The sequence below is a fragment of the Melghirimyces thermohalophilus genome (genome assembly GCF_900102685.1).
Lineage (GTDB): Bacteria > Bacillota > Bacilli > Thermoactinomycetales > DSM-45169 > Melghirimyces > Melghirimyces thermohalophilus.
The window spans coordinates 83432-103042 of sequence record NZ_FMZA01000013.1 but is presented as its reverse complement, the minus strand read 5'-3'; the positions used below and the strand labels follow the sequence as shown (position 1 = coordinate 103042).

General features: G+C 51.7%; 16 protein-coding genes. 1 reads left to right on the top strand and 15 read right to left on the bottom strand.

Annotation, left to right across the window (positions count from 1 at the left end; all coding sequences use genetic code 11):
- Positions 1-122 precede the first annotated feature (122 nt).
- A complete protein-coding gene (locus BLP91_RS10990; protein ID WP_091570848.1) occupies positions 123-1340 on the bottom strand; it encodes a LolA family protein in 1218 nt (405 codons plus the stop codon).
- Between the two features lie 271 nt (positions 1341-1611).
- Here BLP91_RS10990 and BLP91_RS10985 point away from each other — a divergent pair, with 271 nt between their 5' ends.
- Positions 1612-2514, top strand: a complete 903-nt coding sequence (locus BLP91_RS10985) for an acetamidase/formamidase family protein (RefSeq protein WP_091570870.1) — start codon at positions 1612-1614, stop codon at positions 2512-2514.
- 60 nt (positions 2515-2574) lie between these two features.
- Here the strand turns inward: BLP91_RS10985 and pdxA are convergent, their stop codons facing one another.
- The 14 genes from pdxA to BLP91_RS10915 form a co-directional block, all read right to left on the bottom strand.
- Positions 2575-3570 (bottom strand): 4-hydroxythreonine-4-phosphate dehydrogenase PdxA, encoded by a 996-nt coding sequence (gene pdxA / locus BLP91_RS10980; RefSeq protein ID WP_091570845.1) that lies wholly within the window; start codon positions 3568-3570, stop codon positions 2575-2577.
- Entirely contained in the window at positions 3563-4831 is a 1269-nt protein-coding gene (locus BLP91_RS10975) for a four-carbon acid sugar kinase family protein (protein WP_091570842.1), read from the bottom strand. The genes pdxA and BLP91_RS10975 overlap by 8 nt, the downstream gene beginning before the upstream one ends.
- Before the next feature lie 14 nt (positions 4832-4845).
- Positions 4846-5799 carry a 2-keto-3-deoxygluconate permease gene (locus BLP91_RS10970; RefSeq protein ID WP_091570840.1) on the bottom strand — a complete coding sequence of 318 codons (954 nt, stop codon included), beginning with the start codon at positions 5797-5799 and terminating at the stop codon, positions 4846-4848.
- 135 nt (positions 5800-5934) lie between these two features.
- Complete coding sequence (locus BLP91_RS10965; protein ID WP_176757943.1) at positions 5935-7635, bottom strand: sigma-54-dependent Fis family transcriptional regulator; 1701 nt, start codon at positions 7633-7635, stop codon at positions 5935-5937.
- 121 nt (positions 7636-7756) lie between these two features.
- A complete protein-coding gene (locus BLP91_RS10960; protein ID WP_091570867.1) occupies positions 7757-8716 on the bottom strand; it encodes a ring-cleaving dioxygenase in 960 nt (319 codons plus the stop codon).
- Between the two features lie 75 nt (positions 8717-8791).
- Positions 8792-8998: a hypothetical protein gene (locus tag BLP91_RS10955; protein WP_091570834.1), complete on the bottom strand. Its 207-nt coding sequence runs from the start codon at positions 8996-8998 to the stop codon at positions 8792-8794.
- Between the two features lie 521 nt (positions 8999-9519).
- On the bottom strand, positions 9520-10959 hold the full coding sequence (locus BLP91_RS10950) for an NAD-dependent succinate-semialdehyde dehydrogenase (protein WP_091570832.1): 1440 nt from the start codon (positions 10957-10959) through the stop codon (positions 9520-9522).
- A gap of 255 nt (positions 10960-11214) precedes the next feature.
- Positions 11215-12183, bottom strand: coding sequence for a class 1b ribonucleoside-diphosphate reductase subunit beta (gene nrdF / locus BLP91_RS10945; protein WP_091570829.1), 969 nt, complete (start codon positions 12181-12183; stop codon positions 11215-11217).
- A gap of 31 nt (positions 12184-12214) precedes the next feature.
- Positions 12215-14299, bottom strand: a complete 2085-nt coding sequence (gene nrdE, locus BLP91_RS10940) for a class 1b ribonucleoside-diphosphate reductase subunit alpha (protein WP_091570864.1) — start codon at positions 14297-14299, stop codon at positions 12215-12217.
- Positions 14286-14657: a class Ib ribonucleoside-diphosphate reductase assembly flavoprotein NrdI gene (gene nrdI / locus BLP91_RS10935; RefSeq protein WP_091570826.1), complete on the bottom strand. Its 372-nt coding sequence runs from the start codon at positions 14655-14657 to the stop codon at positions 14286-14288. The genes nrdE and nrdI overlap by 14 nt, the downstream gene beginning before the upstream one ends.
- A gap of 225 nt (positions 14658-14882) precedes the next feature.
- Positions 14883-16577 carry a glycoside hydrolase family 13 protein gene (locus tag BLP91_RS10930; protein ID WP_091570824.1) on the bottom strand — a complete coding sequence of 565 codons (1695 nt, stop codon included), beginning with the start codon at positions 16575-16577 and terminating at the stop codon, positions 14883-14885.
- 47 nt (positions 16578-16624) lie between these two features.
- The gene (locus tag BLP91_RS10925; RefSeq protein WP_091570821.1) at positions 16625-17446 is read right to left on the bottom strand and encodes a carbohydrate ABC transporter permease; all 822 of its coding nucleotides are present in this window, start codon (positions 17444-17446) and stop codon (positions 16625-16627) included.
- Positions 17446-18309 carry a carbohydrate ABC transporter permease gene (locus tag BLP91_RS10920; protein ID WP_091570818.1) on the bottom strand — a complete coding sequence of 288 codons (864 nt, stop codon included), beginning with the start codon at positions 18307-18309 and terminating at the stop codon, positions 17446-17448. The genes BLP91_RS10925 and BLP91_RS10920 overlap by 1 nt, the downstream gene beginning before the upstream one ends.
- A gap of 13 nt (positions 18310-18322) precedes the next feature.
- The gene (locus tag BLP91_RS10915) at positions 18323-19552 is read right to left on the bottom strand and encodes an ABC transporter substrate-binding protein (RefSeq protein ID WP_091570816.1); all 1230 of its coding nucleotides are present in this window, start codon (positions 19550-19552) and stop codon (positions 18323-18325) included.
- Positions 19553-19611: the final 59 nt, after the last annotated feature.

Here is a 19611-nt window from a genome sequence, read left to right as displayed (position 1 = left end):
ACTTCTGTCCTTTTTTCGCCATGAAAACACCCCTTAAAAGTAGTTCCGTTCACAGGGGGTTTTTCCTGTGTCTACTTTAAGGGGTGCACATCAATAACGATCCCTGCTCTTTTTTTGTTTTTTTATTTTTCCTTCATCTTTTCCCAATCCTTAGGCACCACCGGAGCAAATTGTTGGGTGTTGACCCCTTGGTTGAACTGAATGTCTTGCACCTTGATGTGATAGGCTTCGTCCCCGTTCCGATCCGTCCCGATCAGCTTCAACAGCACGCCTGTCTCAGTATCCACCCACATTTTATAGGTGGTAGCTCCTAACTTCTTGGAGAGATACTCGTTGTGTTTCCCCTCGATCACCGTGATATCCCGGTTAAACATCTTGTCATGGCCCACGACTTTATTTTCCTTGTTACGCAGCCAGAATGCGTAGTTTTGCGGGAAAGTCACTTCTTTGGCAACATAGGCCGATGCCGGATCTTGCCGCTGGACAAAGACCGATTGCCCTTTTTCATTAGTAAAATGACGCGGTCCGTTGAATTCTTTTTGAGGAGCCACTTTCGATTTGGAGAACTGCTCTTTCTGATGGTTCATCACCAGCTGTTCTTTCCCGTTTGACTTGGTTTCAAAGACGGTTCCGTTTGCTTTGGTCACCTTCACATGGCTTCCCGGTATTTTTCCTTCATCCACCTGAAATTCGACCGTTTCATTTTGTCCGTTGTTTTGGAAATGGATGTGGAAGGATCCTTGGATGTTTTGGTAATGATCCACCGCATTCAACATTTTCTTTTGAATGGAGGCGATTGCGGAGTTGGTATGGTAGGTTTGATCGGTCAAATGGTTCACCGAAGCAGTCGGCAGGCTGTACAAATTGACCATGTCCGCACCGGTATATGTGTTTGCGTAATCGCCGTGTTGAGTCACGTCGACTCCATTCATCGATCCACTAACAGCACCGATGTAACTCCAGCCACCAGGTGCTGTATTCTGGTTAATATCACCAACAGAATAGTGACCGGAACTATTTTTTATAAAATAGTTCGCAGCAGGGTTCGTAAAATCGGAGTTGTTGAGCCATACGGAGAGTTCTGGATTGTTATAGGAATAGTCGTAGTCCCAGTGATACCACCGATAGGAATCGTTTCGGGCAAGGCGATCATCTCCGTTTTGGTCCCCACTGTATCCACTTCGATAGGTCCAACTTCCATAAGATCCATTGGAGCAAGGATAACCAACCGCATCATTATCACACATGGCTTCCGTTGCATAAACGGTTGAAGGAGCGCTAGTTCCCAACCCTCCGACGGCTAACACACCGACTATCAGACTGCTCAACAACTTTTTCATCTTCATCCCTCCTCGAGTAATCATTCGTACCGCAGTTTCCTTTTGTGTCCATTTCGTATTAATTTTTCCTTTCATTTGCAAATTTCAAAACAAACCTTCGAAAAATGATCAAGCGCACAGATGACTAATCCCTATAGCCTAAGCCTCCTTCTTCAATGACCAGGATCTGTGGTTCCGCATGATCCGATCGATCACCAACGAGCTTTTTTCGGATTACTTTCTCCGGCACGATTCCTGTGCTATGCTGGGATCAAAAAGAGGGGAATGGGGGATGACGGTTCAACTATCCTGTGAAAAGTCGATTTATTCTTTCAGTAAAAACCACGCGCCCATTGTGCGGGTGACGGCGCCGGCACGTGTGGAGATCGAAACTTATGATTGTTTCACCAACCAGGTGACGTCTACCGAAACCTTTACCTCCTTGGATTGGGATCGAATCAACCCCGCCACCGGTCCGATCGAGGTGGAGGATGCGGAACCAGGGGATATCTTGAAAGTCCACATCGAAACGATCGAGTGGGCGGAGCAGGGAATCATGGCCACGGGCCCCAAAATGGGGGTGATGGGTCACCGTCTCCAAAAACTGAGCGCTAAACCGATTGCCATCCGGGACGGCAAAGCCATTTTCAACGAGCAGTTACATATCCCGCTCAATCCGATGATCGGGGTGATAGGTGTGGCTCCCGCAGAAGGGGAGGTCCCCTGTGGGACCCCCGGCTCCCACGGTGGCAACATGGACAATAAGCTGATCACGGAAGGGGCCACCCTCTATTTTCCGGTGTTTGTGAAAGGGGCCCTGTTTGGGCTGGGGGACCTCCATGCGGCGATGGGAGACGGAGAAGTCTGTGTCTCGGGCATCGAGATCCCTGGCAAGGTGACCGTTCAGTTGGATGTGATCAAAGGTTTCTCCATTCCCAATCCCCGTCTGGAAAATGCCGATTCCTTCGTTACTATCGCTTCTGCCTCCACCCTGGACGAAGCAGCCAAAACAGCGGTGGAAGAGATGATCGACTATCTCTCTCAGTATATCGATCTTCCACTGGAGGAGCTGACGATGCTGATGAGCGCCACCGGCCAAACGGAGATTTGTCAGATGGTCGACCCCTTGGTCACTGCCCGCTTCGTCGTTCCCAAGTGGGTGTTGAAATCTTACCAGGTCCCTATTTATGAGTAAGATAAAACACAAAATAGCCGGGGAATCTATCCACCCGGCTTTTTGCATAGCTCCATTCGATTAACTTTTCGGAGCCAGTTCCACCGCTTGCTGGATCGCTGCCACCATGCTTTTTTCATCCGCTTGCCCGGTGCCGGCGATATCGAAGGCCGTTCCATGGTCCACACTGGTCCGAATGATGGGCAGGCCCACGGTGATGTTGACGCCGGCATCCAGACCCAACACTTTGACAGGACCATGACCCTGGTCGTGATACATGGCCACCACGATATCAAAGTCTCCCCGGACGGCGCGGAAGAAAAGGGTGTCGGCGGGCAGCGGCCCCTCTACATCGATCCCTTCCTCCTTCGCTTTCTCCACGGCGGGGACCACTTTTTCCTCCTCTTCCCCGTTGCCGAAGAGGCCGTTTTCCCCGGCGTGGGGGTTGATCCCGCACACGGCGATCCGCGGCTTGGCAATACCGGCGCGGCTCAGGGTGTCATGGGCGAGACGGATCACCCGATACACTCTATCGGGCTGGATCATCCGAACGGCCTCGAGCAGCCCCACGTGAGTGGTCACATGAATCACTTTTAGCTTGGGCGCCGATAACATCATGGAATAATCGTCGGTTCCAGTCAGATCGGCTAGAATCTCCGTATGCCCCGGGTAACGGTGCCCCCCTTGCTGCAGGGCTTCTTTATTGAGCGGCGCTGTGCAGATGGCGTCCAGTTGACCATCCTGCGCCAGGCGGATCGCCTTCTCCAGATAACGAAAGGCGGCATCCCCTGCCTGGGGGGAGACTTGCCCCACGGGAAGCTCTGGAGAAAGCAATCCCAGGTCCAAAACGTCCACCTGTCCCTGCTGGAAGGTAGCCTCGCCCACCGATGACACCGGATGAATCCCCAAGCCGGTCCGAACAAAGGTCTCTGCCCGTTCCATGATCTTCTGATCTCCGATCACAATGGGGCGACATCTATCATAAAGGTCCGCCCTGTGTAAAGCTTTCAGGATAATCTCAGGGCCGACCCCCGCTGCATCTCCCATCGTCATTCCGATAATCGGTCGGTCACTCATACACTTTTGTCCCCTTTAACCGATGATTTGCTTCAACCAATGAGACATCCGAACCGAAGGCGCCTGCTTTGGTGACGGCCAGTCCCGAAGGACCGCCCAGAAGGGTACCGATGGGGAGTCCCGGCTCCACTTCTCCCTTCAGGGTCAGACCCTGTGCCCCGATGTGGCGACAGACGGATTTGGCCGTATCCCCTCCGGTCAGGATGAGACGTTCCACCTGATTTTGCCGGATCACTTCCCCAGCGAGTTTTCCCAATTCACCGACGATCCGTTCACCCGCTTCGGCTCGATTCCAACCGGCTGGTTTCGCTCCGGTCGTATCTCCGGATCCGACGTATATCACCAGGTCACGGCCTTGCTTTAAGACCCGGCCGGCTCGTTCCATGGCATCCTCCAGAGAGGGGGGATCGGCGAACAGCAAGCGGGTGGGATCCAACTCGAGGATTTCCGTCCCGGGTTCCTGCAGCATTCGTTTCACCTGCCTTTGGGTTACCTGGGACATGCTGCCGGATACGGTCAACACAGGACCCCGGGTCTCAGGCAGTTCCTCCCTTTTCTCTTCTCCCAGCGCAGGAAGAAGGTGCTCGGCCAACCCGGCAGAACCGACCCACAGAACAGCATGCTGCCTCAACTGCTGAACAATTCGGACCAAATCCTCATCGGTGGCGGCATCAAAGATCAACAGCCGGATGCCCTTTTTCCGACAATTAGCCAGCCGTTCTGCCCAATCCTCCCCGGAACCTCGGGGAAAAAGCATGGTCTTTTCCCCTGTCTGAGCCGTCAAAAGACGGCTGAGATCCGATTCGGTGACCGGTGTTCGGGGATCCCGGGCCACCTCCGTTTCATGAACGGGGACCCCTTTCACATAATGGATACCTCCTTCTGTGGCCCGACCCATTTTGGGATAGGCGGGAGCGATCACGGCAAACGGGAGCCCTGATTCATCCAGGGCCGCTTGCACCTCGGATCCTACATTTCCTCTTAAGGTGGAATCGATTTTTTTGTAATAAAGTTTCGTCCCTTGCTCCTTCAGCCACCGGACCGCCTGGGATACCGCTTTGGCGGCCGCAGTCGGGGCAAGCGTCCGACTATCCGTTTCCAGCACGATACCATCCGTTGCCCCAAGGGAAGCTTCGGGACAGAACAGAACAGAGACTTCCAACCCTTTGGCGACAAATTGAACACCCGTATCCCCCGCTCCAGTCAGATCATCGGCGATCACGCCGATGGCGGGATCCCGGTTCACATGGATACCTTCCATAAGAGTGGCCTCCGTCAGGATTTTTTCCAAGGTTTTTTCACTAGGAACGCGATATACAACGGCAACAGCAAGGCAGTCGTCACTGTGGACGCCGCCACCTGAACCGTAGCCAGCGCCGATACCTTGGCGAAAGAAGCGTTGGCTGCAGCGATAGCCGCAGGAGTGGCCACAGCGTTACCCGCCGTCGAACCTTCCGCTGCTCCGGTGATGGGGTTCCAGCCGCAGGCTTTAAAGACGAGGTAACCGGCGGTGCCAGTCAAAATAACAGTCAGCACACCCAGTAGGATTCCGCTGAGTCCCCCTTCGATAATCTTGCTGAAATCGATTCCCATCCCCAGGGCGAAGGCGAAGAAGGGGATCAACATGTCGCTGCCTTTCCCCAGGAAGTTTCGCATTTCGTCGTCCAGATTACCCAAAACCATCCCCACCAGAATCGGCAGCAAGACCGACAGAAAAGATTGCAAGGAGAAGAATCCTTCCACATAACCCATCGCCCCAAAAATGCTGAGGGCCACCATGGTGAGAAACGGTCCGTCATTGAGTGCCAACAGAGAATAGGCCGCTTTATCTTCTTTATTCCCGTATTGGCCCACAATCGCCATATACAAGCCACCGTTGCTATTGGTCATCGCCGCAATGATCGCTAAGGGCGCGAGACCGAGCCACAAGCTGTCCTCTCCGGCGAAGGTGTAGGCGATCAGGCCAACCGCCGCTCCCACCAGCCATTTCACCCCCAGGAGGGTGGCCCCTTTGGCCAGACTGACTCCGAAACTGCGCAGGTTGATCTGCGCCCCGGCACAAAGCAGGAACAGCGCGATCAACGTGCCCGATCCGTCCACAAACAGATCTTGGGTAAAGTTTCCGATCCGCAGCAGTCCCGGGGCAAAGGTGTTGATCAGAGCCGCCGTGAGCAGCGGAATCACCATCATCCCACCGGGAATCCGATCCATAAACCGCTTGATCTTCATTGCCAACCTCTCCCTTACCGTATCAGATTCGTTTAATTTTACAACAAATAAACCAAAAGAAAACGCTTTCACTTTGAGTCTACATAAGTTATGTTCTATATTGCAATGGTATTAGTAACCGTTTTCCGGGAGAGGTTATTTGCGATTCAGTTTTCGCCACAAGGTACTACGGTTGATTCCCAGTCGTTTGGCCGCCTTTGTCCGATTGTCCCCTTCTTCTTCCAACACCTGGCGGATGATCCGTTCCTCGATTTCTTCTAAAGTCCCGCTTAAAAAGTTGTTGCATTCTGATATCCCTTGTGTAAACCCCATCGATTGATTCAGTTGCTTCCGTCCTTGGTCGACAGATAGAAAGGGGGTATTCGCTTCCCGTACCAACCCTTCCAACGTAGCAGCCAGCTGGGGTAGGTTCCCCGGCCAACGTTCCCTCTTAAACAACTCCAACAATTCCGGCTCCAAGCCGACCACCTGTTTTCCGTACTTGGAATTGAACTGGGCAATCCAAAGACGGCATAAGTCGTCCAAATCCTCGATCCGCTCCCGCAGAGGAGGTAAGTGAATGAAGATATAGGAGCTTCCTTTCATATCAGCAGCTCGATAGCCAGAGGAAAAAATCAGCCGAGGTCCATTATCTTCCGCAGTATCAGAAAGCAGACGTTCCCTGATGCCGGCAGACAGCTGATCCGCTCGCTCCACATGAAGAGTTCCCCCCTGGGCCACATCTATTTCACGATCCACCAGTATCTGTTCCATGCGGGCTCCATCTACTGTGATCAAGGGACCTCGCCGCCCGCTTGCCAGGTGGATCGCCTCAGCAAAGCGGGTTTTTCCAGTTCCCTTCTCCCCTGTGAGCCAAACCGGCGTCGAAGTGGAGGCCGCTACTCTGGCTTGCTCCACCGCCTGCCGTATGGATCCGCTCCTACCTTCGATGCGGGAGAACGCGGCAAAGCCGCTCCGTTTGACCTTGATTCCTTGTCCCTCCGGGTACGCGCTTTCCTGGAAGGTGTACACCACAAACCCGTCCACCTCCTCGGACTGCACCACCACGCTCCGTTCTGAAGGGAGAGTGATCCCGTGGACAATCCTCCTATCCTTTAAAAAGGGATGTTCCCGCCACAACCAGGCGGCCACATCTTCTGCTCCTCTCTCGGTCATATCCAACCATTTCTTTAACCGGTAGTTGGCATAGATCGTCCTCCCTTGATGATCGGTGATCAGAATCCCCCGCTCCTCCCGATCTAGGATCGACTGCAACAAGCGGAGTTTCTCCTCTCGATGCCGAATCCGTTGAAAGGTCTGCTTGGCTTCTCGGAAAGCATCTGACACCGCCTCTTTTCCCGAGGTGATCAGAATGCCGTGTAGTCCCTCTTCTCCCGCTGTCCGCACGGTCACAACATCACCCAGTACGACCCGGACTCCCGCTTGACGCAGCTGCGTCAAAACCTGTCTCACTTCTCCGGGGTCGTGGATCGTATAACTCTTTAGATCCAGTCCCAACAGATCCCGCACCGTAACCGCTCCCCGGGTAATGGCGGGAAAACCGACAATAGCCGCATCGCCCTGATAATCCTTGACCAGCGTTAACACCCGCAGCATGTCGTAGCCGGTGATCGGGATCTCAATCACCGGAAGGGAGATCGCTTCCTGGATCAGCTGAGCCGTCCCTCCGCGGCTGATCACCAGATCAAACCCATTCTCCTCGGCACGGGCCGCCTGCTTCACACCAGCTTCTAAGTCCCCCGTTTCCACTTCTAGATCGATCTCCGGGTCCTTATCGGCCCACTCCAACAGCAGCTTCTTCAACCCTGGGTAGGGAGCGACCGCCAATATTCTCATCTGACACCACCCCATTCCGTTGCAAAATACAACGATACTGTAGCATACTCATTGCGAGAAAACAAACCACCCAGGTGGCGAACGAATCAAAAAAACGACCCGCTTAGGGTCGCTAATTGATTTAATCCAGCGGTCGCAACCGGGCTTCGATTCTTTCCCGTTGGGGTTCCAGAAAAGGAGGAAGAGCCAGCTTTTCTCCTAAGTGGTCGGGGTCCTCATCTGTCGCAAACCCGGGGCCATCGGTGGCCAGTTCAAACAAAATCCCGTTTGGTTCCCGAAAGTAGATGGAGCGGAAATAATAGCGGTCAATAGGGCCTGAATGGTGAATTCCCGCCTCGTTTAACCGCTCCAGCCACGCCTCGTATTCCTTATCGTCAGGCACCCGGAACGCAACGTGATGGACCCCGCCCCGGCCCAGGCGTTCCCTCGGGAGATCGGGCCGCTCTTCCACGTGGATCTCGGCGCCGGGACCCCCGTCACCCGTAGCGAAGATCTGGATATCCGGTTGCCCCTCATCTGGAGACGGATATTCTCCCGCCGGACGGAATCCCAGCACATCCAGCAGTATGCGGAGAGTGGGTTCCGCTTCGGCCACCGTCAACATCACCGGGCCCAGTCCCAGAATGCCATGCTCGACTGGAACCGGACTTTTTTCCCATGGATGACCGCCAGGGACGCCCTTTTCATCTTCCACGACCAACGCCAATCGCTGCCCCTCGAAATCCCGGAAAAGGAGTCCATCCCGTCCTCCGCGGTCGGAGAAGCCTTCATGTTCCACCTGAAGTTGGTCAAACCGATCCGCCCAATAATGGAGCGCTTCCCGACCTTTTACCCGCAGCGAAACTGATGATATGCTGCCGGTCCCCGGGTGGGTGGGCGCCAGTTGAGGAATATCAAAAAACGTCAATTCCGTCCCCGGGTTTCCCTGTTCATCCCCGTAAAACAAATGATAACAGGATGTATCATCTTGGTTGACCGTCTTCTTTACCAAGCGCAGACCCAGGGTCTCCGTATAAAAGCTTCGATTCCGGGGAGCATCTGCCGTCAGCGCCGAAACATGGTGAATGCCGGTCAGTTGCACGGGATCACCTCCGTTTTCTTGACATAAAAACAGCCGCTGACCTTTTCCTGTCAGCAGCCGCAACCGGATTCCGGTTTATGAATTCGTATGTTGCTCCTGTGTGTTTGACTCCTCAACGCTCTGTTCCGTGGACACCGCTTCTCTCTGTTTCGGGAAAAAAGGTTTGACATACTTATTGAGCAGCCAGGTTGCCACAAAAGCGACGATCAAGGCTTTGATAATAAAAACGGCTAGTTCCGCACCTAGAGGGATGATCAATTGATTCATCCAATCCGGTTGCATAGGTTGTGCTCCGGGGATAGTAATCACTCCTTGTCAGATTAAAAAATGCTCGATCGCTGGAAGGTTCCTTAATGGTTTTACCTTCTTCTCCGGGATCTAAACATGAACACCTCGTGTTACGGACACTTCCCGTCCTTATAGAGGTTCACCACAGTAAACGGTCGATTCCCTCACTCCGTTTCTTTTATCTCTCTTTAATTCGGATATTTTTTTCGAAAAAACAGACCAACACAATAAAGTTATTATAAGGACATTTCTTCAGATCGAACCTGACTACCATCGGGATCCAGAAGATGCGATCACTTTCCCAAGCCTCGCGGAAAGAAAAACCCGGGGACGAAAACAGCGGTGCTCATCTGAATCGAACGATGAACATGGGCTCGGCCGGATTCTCAGACAGGCAATCATAGTGGTCCAAATTGACTGGAAACCCCTCCCGTTTAGTGGGAGGGTATCTTCCCATCGCCAAGACTGCCCCGTTCCGCCGCGGCTGCTGTTAGATGCAGGGTTGAAAGACCGAGTTACTTCAGACCAATGGAGATATACTTGGTTTCCAGATATTCTTCGATTCCGTAACGGCCGCCTTCCCGACCGAGGCCGCTCTCTTTCATCCCGCCGAAGGGGGCTTGAGCAGTGGACGGCATGCCGTCGTTTACCCCGACGATCCCGTATTCCAGGCCTTCCGAGACACGGACGGCGCGGGACAAGTCCCGGGTGTACAGGTAAGCGGCCAAGCCGAATCGGGTGTTGTTGGCCAATTCGAGGGCCTCTTCTTCCGTATCGAAGGCATGAACAGGGAGCACCGGGCCGAAGGTCTCCTCCTGTTCCACCTGCATCTGTTCCGTCGTGTCCAACAGAACCGTCGGTTCAAAGAAGCAGCCGTTTCCATTCACCGGTATCCGGTTCCCTCCAAGCATCACCTTTGCTCCCTTCGCCTCGGCGTCACGGACGTGTCGATCCACTTTTTCCAAGGCGGCTTCATCGATCAGGGGACCGATCTGCACGTCCTCCTCCAGTCCGTTCCCCACCTTCAGTTCACGGGCATAACGGGTCAGCAGGGAGGTAAATTCATCTTTGATGCTGCGATGAACATAGACCCGATTGGTGCAGACGCAGGTTTGACCGGCATTGCGGAATTTGCTGTCCAACACTTCTTGAGCCGCTTGTTCCAAGTCCGCATCCTCAAAGACGAGGTAAGGAGCGTGTCCCCCCAACTCCAAGCTGAGTCGTTTGACGGTGTCCGCTGCCTGTCTCATCAAGGTTTTGCCCACTTCCGTCGAGCCGGTGAAGGTCAGTTTCCGGACGCGTTCATCCGCTAGGAGGGCATCTCCGATCTCTGCTGCCCGGCTTCCGGTCACCAGATTAAACACCCCAGCAGGAATGCCGGCGTTTTCCATGATCTCTGCTAGCAACGCCGCAGTCAGCGGGGTTTGTTCCGCCGGTTTGACCACCATGGTGCAGCCAGCGGCAAGGGCCGGAGCCGCTTTGCGCGTGATCATGGCCGCTGGGAAATTCCAGGGGGTGATCGCCGCCGCCACCCCTACCGGTTGGTGCTGCACCCAGATCCGCTTGTCCGGGGAGCTGGCGGGGATGGTTTCGCCATAGATCCGCTTGGCTTCTTCCGCATACCATTGGAAGAAGTCGGCGGCGTATTGCACCTCACCTCGCGCTTCCGCCAGAGGTTTGCCCTGCTCCTGGGTCATGAGGCGGGCCATCTCCTCCTTCCGTTCCATCATCCCGTCGTATACCCGGGCCAGCAGTTCTCCCCGCTCCCGGGCGGTTTTCCGGGACCAGGCCGGGAATGCCCTGGAAGCGGCATCTACAGCCTTTTTCACCTCTTCCTTCCCGCCGTCCGCCATGCGGCCGACTACCGAGCCGTCGGCGGGATTGGTCACATCAAAATACGCTTCCGTCGACGCGTCTTGCCACGTTCCATCAATATACAACCGATATTGAATCATTTTGCTTAACCTCCTTAGCAGCATAGTATCATTTAAACGATTGGACAGTCCGTATAACAGTTGGATGTTATCCTGTCTCTCGAATCTAACATAACAATCACATATTTAGTAAGAAAACCGAAACCCATTGATCAAACACTTAGAATGGGTTTGGGACCAACGGCCAAGAACCCGGCTCCCTGTAAGCTGAGGAGCCGGGTTCTTGGTGTTGCCTTTTGCTAAATGGCAAGACGAGAAGGTATGCGGACCGATTCATCAGGGTTGAAAGATAAAATCTTCATCGCGCAAATGCTCGACATGAACAGCACGGTGGTAGGAGTTTCCTTTCAGACTGAAAAAGTCATGGTTTTTCGTCTTCGTTTTCAACCCGTTTTCCACAATGGGATTGATCTTTTCTTCAGGAAATAGGGGCTCCTTTCCGAGATTCATCAATGCTTTGTTGGCGTTGTAACGAACAAACCGGTTCACGTCATCTTCCAGACCGATCGGGTGATACATTTCTTCCGTATAACGCAGCTCCAGGGCATATAGTTGATTGAGAAGATCATACACCTCTTGATCGATATCCTGCTGCTCTTGCTCCGATAGTTGTTCGTATACATTTTGAGCCAATATGCCGACAAACAGGCCGTGAATACTCTCATCTCTTAAAATCAGGTTGATAATTTCACCACTTGCTGTCATTTTCCCCTGACCGCTCAAATACAAGGGGTAAAAAAAGCCACTGTAAAATAAAAAGGATTCTAGGAACACACTAGCCGCCATCGCCATATACAACGATTTTTTGCTGCAAGTAGGCTGCCATAACTGATGATAACGATGAATAATCAACTCTGCCTTTTCCGTCAGGAGAGGGTGTTGATCGACCCATGAAAATAATTCATCGATCTCCTGAGTGGTGCACAATGTGGTGAAAATATGACTATAGGAACGCGCATGAATCTCTTCCATAGCGCCCATGAAAGCGAGGACGGATTTCGCTTGCAGGTTATCGGTGTGCATCAAAATAAGCGGCATCCCTTCGCCCCCCTGTTTCGTATCGAGGAGGGTCAGGCCGCCAAGCACTTTCTTGTACACCTCCTTTTCTTGATCCGATAATCGAGACCACACGTTTTTATCCTCCGACACGGGAATTTCCTCTTCCGTCCAAAACTGCTGGATATTCTGATTCCAAAACATCTGTGAAAAATCATCCTCCGGCCGGTTCCAATTGACTGCCTTCATCCTTTCAACCTCCTAGGTTTATGATATTTCGTCACACCGAACAAGCGATACACTCCTCCACCCCTCTTTTCCTCGTACGGGTATAGTACAGGCTCTTCAGTCCTTTTCGATTGGCGTAGATGTAATAACGAGCCAGCTCCCTAGTAGAGATATCGGAGTTGACGTATAAGATCGTCGATATACCTTGATCTACATGCTGCTGAATAACAGCCATCAGATCAATCAGTTTAAACATGTCCATATCATAGGCTGATTTATAAAGAAATAAATTTTCTTTACTCAAAAACGGAGCGGGATAATACGTTGTCGCATTCCCATATGTACGGGTCTCAATTGGATCCACAATCGGCATCACCGAAGAGGTCGCGTTCTGAATATACGAAATGGAGGCAGTTGGGGCACAGGCCAGACGGTACGCATGATACAAACCGAACTCCTGTACGTTACCCATCAGATCCTTCCACTCGCGCGGCCCCGGCACCCGGATGTCCGAAAAAAGTTGATCCACTTTTTTTGTTTGGGGCCGGAAATCTTCACTGATATACCGGTCAAAATAACGTCCATTCGCATAGTCCGACTGCTCAAAACCGGAAAAAACAGCACCTTTTTCCTTGGCCAACTCCATCGATTTTTCTAAGCTGTAGTAATTGAGCATCATAAAAAAGGTGTTGGCGAAATCCTTTGCTTCTTCGCTTTCATAGGGGATACCCACTTTGGTTAGGTAACCGTGCAGATTCATCACGCCCAGACCGACCGAGCGCAATTCCCGGTTTGCCTTACGTACTCCCGGTGCATTGGTTACATTGGTCATCTCTGATACAGCCGTCAGCATCTCCATCCCCGTATGGACTGATTTTCGAATGTTTCCGCTCTCCATGACATTGGCAATGTTTAATGAACCGAGATTGCAGCTGATGTCCCTGCGAATGATATCTTCCTCGTGATGATCGGTGATGGTCGATGTTTCCTGCAATTGAAAGATCTCCGTGCAAAGGTTGGACATTTTGACGCTTCCTATGTTGTGCAGCGGATGCTGTCGATTGGCATTGGATATGAAGACGAGATACGGATAACCACTCTCCATTTGAATCATCGCGATCTTGGTCAGCATCTCTCTCGCCGACATCACTTTCTTCTTTTTGACATTCGGATGCTGCAAAAGTTCATCATACATCTCGTCCAAGTCCATGTCGTCCAAGTGCTTGCCATAGGCTTTATAAACGGAAAATGGAGCAAATGCATAAAGGTCCTCATCTCTCTCAGCCAGTTCAAACAAGATGTTGGGACAAATAAGCCCGATAGATAGAGAGGCTAGGCGGGATTTTTCATCCGCGTTAATTTTTTTGCTATCCAACAGTTCATTGGCATCCCAGTGAAAAACATTGATGTAGACCGCTCCGGCTCCTTTCCGTTGCCCCAGCTGGTTGGCGTAGGAGAACGTATCCTCCAAAATTTTGGCTACCGGCATCACCCCACTCGCAGCATTGGCAATCCCCTTGATTTCCTCCCCGCGGGCTCGCAGCTTACTCAGGTTGAGCGCAATGCCTCCCCCTTGTTTCGACAACTGCATCGATGTCGAGATGTTGTAACAGATGCTATTTAGAGTGTCGTCCATTTCTAACAAGTAACAGGAAACCATTTCACCGCGACGAGTTTTTCCTGCGTTCAGAAAGGTGGGAGTGGCCGGTTGATAGCATTGTTCAATCATAGAGTCGGCATAGGTTAGCGCTTGATCCAAGTTTCCGCGGGCTAGAAAAAGAGCGACGATTGCGATGCGGTCTTCGTATGTTTCCAAATACTTTTGCCCGTCGCTGCTTTTCAAGGCATAGTCACGGTAAAATTTAGAGATCGCCATATAGGATTGAAACTGAAATTGGTAGGTGTAAACGTGTTGAAAGACTCTCTCCATTTGATCCAATGTATATTGTTTTAAAAGGTTGTCATCATAGTGATCAACCAGCAAATATTTAATTTTTTCCCGAAGGGAAGAAAAATGAATCGATTGGGAGTCAACCTCTTCCTCAAACATACGGACGGCTTCCAAGTCTTTTTCAAGATCAAAAAAACCGTCTTCCTTGCGAGAAAGAATCTCGTTGTTTAGCTCAATATGTTTCAACTGTTTCTTCAATTCCCCTCATCCTTTCATTGAATATTTCGACATCCCCCTTGGTACCGCTCATTTCAAATTTGCACAAAATCGGAACTCCGTACTTCTCGGCAATGATGTCCGCACTACGAGCAAATCCCTCTCCCCAATTCTTGTTTCCCGAAGCCGCTACAGCAAATAAAAAGCGGTGGTTCCGTTGCAAGAACTGGGTAACCTGATCCGGTACCTGTCCAAATCCGGTAGTATAAGTAACCAGAACAAAAGGCTGCTCGACTAGTGGATTCTCATCGATGCATAGTGCCGAAAAACCGGTTTTAACGATAAAGCGACGGACGTTTCCTGTTTTGGAAGCATATAGAATGTGCATCACATACCCCCCCTTTCATCTCGTTTTCTTTCAGTAAGCGGAAGTTTTACATAATCGATAGCTACCTTTTATCAGCTCGAACGTCCTATGTTATGTATGTTCTGACGCCCCTATAAAACACAATATATTGTTGTTTAATGAAAAACATACACCAATATATTGTGTATGTCAACAAAATATCGCCAACACTACTAAGATTCGTGTTGGCGTGAAATCAGAGATTTGTTATCGAATTTGATACACACGGGCCTCATAAGGTTTTAGAGTGAAGGAAGAAATGTTTTCCGTCGGGTCCACTTCGAGGTTGGCGATGATCAACTCCTGCCGGGTCATCTCCACTTCCGCCGGCATTTGGAAATCCGCCTCTTCCCCGGAAAAATTGCAAATCACAAGCCACTGTTCCCCTTTGAAGGAACGGGTGTAAGCATAGATTTGTTCGTGATCCTCCAGGATCAAATCATAGATGCCATAAACCATGATCGGATATTTTTTGCGCAATTGAATCAGACGGCGGTAGTAATGGAAGACGGAGTCAGGGTCCTTAACCGCCTGTGCCGCGTTGATCTCCGGATAGTTGGGATTGACCCGGATCCACGGGGTGCCGCTGGTAAAACCGCCGTTCGCTGAATCATCCCATTGCATCGGTGTACGGGCGTTATCCCGACTCTTTTTGTGAATCGAACGCATCACTTCCGTCGGATCGACCCCTTCCTTTTCCACCTTTTCTCGGTACATGTTCATTGTTTCGATATCCCGGTAATCTTCAATCGAATCAAACTGCACATTGGTCATTCCCAGCTCTTCCCCTTGATAAATGTAAGGGGTCCCCTGCATCAGATGGAGGCAGGTGGCCAACATTTTGGCTGATACCACGCGGTGCTCTCCATCATCCCCCCAGCGGGAAACGATCCGCGGCTGATCGTGGTTGTTCCAGTAGAGACTGTTCCAACCGCAGCCCTCTAGCCCCTTTTGCCAGCGGGTCATTGTCCGCTTCAGATCCGTCAGCTTCATCGGTTTGACGTCCCATTTCCCGCCGGGGCCGGAGTCCAAATCCATGTGTTCAAATTGGAAGACCATATTGAGCTCATTCCGAGCTTCCCCTGTGTAGAGGCGGGCCTCTTCAGGGGTGACTCCCGGCATCTCCCCCACGGTCATGATGTCGTATCGATGGAGGACCTCCCGGTTCATCTCCTGCAAAAACTCATGGATTCTGGGTCCGTTCATGAAAAAGTCCGCCCCAGAAACGTATCCCTTTCCTTCGGGATCCGGGGCATCGGGCAATTTCGGCACTTTGGAGATGAAATTGATCACATCCATGCGGAAACCGTCGATCCCCTTGTCCAGCCACCACGTCATCATCTCGTAAATTTCTCGGCGTAGGCGAGGATTTTCCCAATTGAGATCCGGCTGCTTTTTGGAGAAGAGATGCAAGAAGTATTCATCTGTCGTCTCGTCATACTCCCAAGCGGAACCGGAAAACATCGACTCCCAATTGTTGGGCTCCTTCCCATCGGATCCCGGACGCCACCAGTAATAATCCCGATAAGGCGAATCCTTGGAGGAACGGGATGCGACAAACCAGGCATGTTCATCGGAGGTGTGATTCACCACCAGATCCATCACCAGCTTCATCCCCCGGCGGTGAACCGCCTCCAGCAGCTCCTCCCAATCGGCCATGGTACCGAATTCATCCATGATCGCCCGATAATCACTGATATCGTAGCCGTTATCATCATTAGGGGACTGATAGACCGGAGACAGCCAGATCACATCTACACCCAGCTCTTCCAAATAGTCCAGCTTTTCCGTGATCCCCTTGAGATCGCCGATTCCATCTCCATCAGAATCCTTAAAGCTCCGGGGGTAAATTTGATAAACAACACTTTCCTTCCACCATCTTCTGCGAGTTGATTGCGTCATCGGTCTCCCCCTTTTCTATCAATAAATCCGAGCTATTTGCTTATCATTTATTTCACCGCACCACGGGTCACACCGCTGATGATCCACTTCTGCGCCACCAGGTAGACGAGGATCATCGGCGACAGCGCCATCAGATACGAGGCGAAGGCCAAGTTGTAGTCGGTGCTGAATTGGGACTGGAATACATACTGCACCAAGGGCAGAGTGAAACTCTCCCGGTCGCTCAGAATCACCAATGGCAGCAAAAAGTCGTTCCATGCCCACAGGCAGGTGAGTATGCCGACGGTAGCGTTCATCGGAGCCAAAAGGGGGAAGATCACCTTCCAAAACACTTTCCACGGCCCTGCTCCATCCACGTAAGCCGCCTCTTCCAGCTCCTTAGGAATCGATTTGATATAGCCGACATAAACAAAAATGTTGAAGGCCAACCCATAAACGATATAGAGGAAGATGAGCCCGCCCTGGTTATTGAGGCCGAGGAAACTGGTTTCTTTAACAATCGGCAACATAATGATCGGAAACGGAACAAACATGGCGCTAACAAAGTAGTAGTACAGGAAACGAAAAAATCGCCGGTGCAGGTTGCGAGCGATGGCATAGGCGACCAGGGAATTGGTCAAAAGCGTAAACAAAACGGTAAAGGCAGTCACCACCACACTGTTCCCAAGGGCCTGGAAGAAGTGGGTCAACTGGATCGCCTCGGTAAAGTTGGACAGACTCCACGCTTCCGGCAATGACAACAGAGACCGATTCATCTCCTCCGGTGTTTTGAAGGCCGTCACCACGGTCAGATACAGGGGGAATAACACCACCAGGGAGGCGAGAATCAGGAGGATGGTGACAGGAACGTTATAGGAACGGCCTTTCATCAGAGATTCACCTCTCTCTTCTGCAGGTATTTCAGTTGCACCACTGAAACGATCACGATCAGGACGAAGTAGACGACGGAGTTCGCTGCCTGGTAGGCGAATTCACCGCCTTCAAAGCCTCCGCGGTAGATCAAGAGAGAAATCGCTTCGGTCGCCTGTCCCGGCCCCCCTCCGGTCAGAGCGATGATATGGTCGAAAACCATCAGGAAATTTTTCATCGCCAATACCATGTTGATGGTAAAAAAGGGTGCGATCATGGGAAATGTCACGTGCCAAAAGGATTTCCATTTCCCAGCACCGTCGAGGCTGGCCGCTTCATACAGATCTTGCGGAATCGTCTGCAGCCCGGCCAGGTAAAGGATGGTGTTAAAGGCAGCGGCCTGCCAAACGGCTACAATCACCACACCAATCCAGGCCATGTCCGGATCGCCCAGGATATTGGCCGACAGGGCATCGATCCCTAATTGCGAAGCGAGGTGGGGCAGAAAAAAGGCGAAAATGTAGTTAAAGATATAACCCACAATCAAAATGCTCAACACATTGGGCAGGAAGAAGATCCCCCGCATCGTTTTACGGAAGGGAATTTTGGCATTAAGCCCCATCGCCAGAGCAAGACTGATCATATTGACCAAAAGCGTAGAGATGATGGCAAACTGAAAGGTAAACAGATAAGCATGGTAGACCCGATCGTCCTGAAACAGGTTCCAGTAATTTTTCAGTCCGACAAAGTCAAATTCCCCATAACCCTTATAATCGGTAAAGCTGTAGAAGATCCCTTGTAGCACGGGAACCGTATGAAACAGAAAAAACAAAGCCAACCCCGGAAGAACCATCCAGTAAAAAGCCCGGCTGTTTTTCATCATGCGGCTTCCCCCCTCACGATTGACGCGCCTCTACTTTATTCCATTCCTCGTCCAGTTTCTTTAAGAATCCGGCCGGGTTTCCATCGACCAGAAAACCCTGAATCAGACGCTGAAGCGGGATCGCCGGTGAAAATTGGTGTTCCGGGAATCCTTCGATCCGCTGCTCCTCAAAATAAGGCCGGAGACTGGCCAGGGAAGGTTCCTGCTGGTACATCCCCTTGACCGTAGGAAAGGTGTTCTGTTCCTTCATGTAATACTGAACATTCTCCCCCTTCATCAAAAAGCGAATAAAGGCGAGGGACTCTTCCTGGTGCTCCGTCTCTTTCGACATGGTCAAAACAGTATCCACACCGGAGACGAGGCGATTCTTGTCGGGATCGTTGGTGGAGGGAAGCGGAAAAGAGCCGATCTTTATCTCTGGATTCGCTTTACGAATGGCGGAGATCGCCCAGCTTCCCTGAATCAACATCGCCGTGTCCCCGTTGGCAAAGGCGAGGTTGCCGTCATTGTAACCCCGGCCAAAGGGATCAGGCTGACTGTACTCCAGCAGGGTAAGCATTTTTTCAGCCACCGGGCGATACTCCTGGGTGAAGGTGGCCTCTCCCCGCTTGCGCTGGTCAAAGAAACGATCCCCTTGGATGTTGGCGGCCAGAGAGTTAAAGGGAACCATCGCCGTCCAGGCGTCTTTGTACGCAAAGTAGAAGGGAGTCTCCCCCGCTTCCTCGATGGTCTCGGCCACCTCGATCAGTTCGTCCCAGGTTTTGGGGACCTCCAAGCCCAACTCCGCAAACGTTTCCTTGTTGTACAGCACCACATTGGCATTGGCAGCAAAGGGAACCCCGTTGGTTTCCTTGCCGGAACGGCCCAGCTCGTTTAGCACTTCCCGGTATGTCGGGAGAACTTTTTTCGTCACCGGATCGCCGGAGAAGTTGTAAAAGACCCCCACTTCGGCGATATCTCCGTATGTGTTGTTCCCGTTGATCCCCATCACATCGGGAACATCCCCTTTCACTAACCGGGTACGGAGCACCGTTTCCGCATCGGGCACATGGTTTTGTTCCACATCGATATTGGGATGCTCTTTTTCGAAACGTTTGATCAACTCATTGTAAGTTCCCACCGCTTCCGGCTTGTTTTGGAAAAATTCCAGATGGACTTTTCCGTCCGCTGTTTCATCCTCGGATGCACAGCCGACGGTGAGAACCACTGCCATGATCGTCACCCACCACCCCAACCGTTTCACTTTTAATTCCCTCCTTTTCGAAAGTAAACGTTTACGTCACAGGGGTAAAAAGGGGAGTA

Coding starts and splice junctions, on each gene's coding strand:
- BLP91_RS10920 (WP_091570818.1), bottom strand. CDS start 18,309: ATGATGAAAAACAGCCGGGCTTTTTACTGGATGGTTCTTCCGGGGTTG.
- BLP91_RS10990 (WP_091570848.1), bottom strand. CDS start 1,340: ATGAAAAAGTTGTTGAGCAGTCTGATAGTCGGTGTGTTAGCCGTCGGA.
- BLP91_RS10985 (WP_091570870.1), top strand. CDS start 1,612: ATGACGGTTCAACTATCCTGTGAAAAGTCGATTTATTCTTTCAGTAAA.
- BLP91_RS10970 (WP_091570840.1), bottom strand. CDS start 5,799: ATGAAGATCAAGCGGTTTATGGATCGGATTCCCGGTGGGATGATGGTG.
- pdxA (WP_091570845.1), bottom strand. CDS start 3,570: ATGAGTGACCGACCGATTATCGGAATGACGATGGGAGATGCAGCGGGG.
- BLP91_RS10965 (WP_176757943.1), bottom strand. CDS start 7,635: ATGAGAATATTGGCGGTCGCTCCCTACCCAGGGTTGAAGAAGCTGCTG.
- BLP91_RS10925 (WP_091570821.1), bottom strand. CDS start 17,446: ATGAAAGGCCGTTCCTATAACGTTCCTGTCACCATCCTCCTGATTCTC.
- BLP91_RS10930 (WP_091570824.1), bottom strand. CDS start 16,577: ATGACGCAATCAACTCGCAGAAGATGGTGGAAGGAAAGTGTTGTTTAT.
- BLP91_RS10955 (WP_091570834.1), bottom strand. CDS start 8,998: ATGCAACCGGATTGGATGAATCAATTGATCATCCCTCTAGGTGCGGAA.
- nrdF (WP_091570829.1), bottom strand. CDS start 12,183: ATGAAGGCAGTCAATTGGAACCGGCCGGAGGATGATTTTTCACAGATG.
- nrdI (WP_091570826.1), bottom strand. CDS start 14,657: ATGCACATTCTATATGCTTCCAAAACAGGAAACGTCCGTCGCTTTATC.
- BLP91_RS10950 (WP_091570832.1), bottom strand. CDS start 10,959: ATGATTCAATATCGGTTGTATATTGATGGAACGTGGCAAGACGCGTCG.
- BLP91_RS10975 (WP_091570842.1), bottom strand. CDS start 4,831: ATGGAAGGTATCCATGTGAACCGGGATCCCGCCATCGGCGTGATCGCC.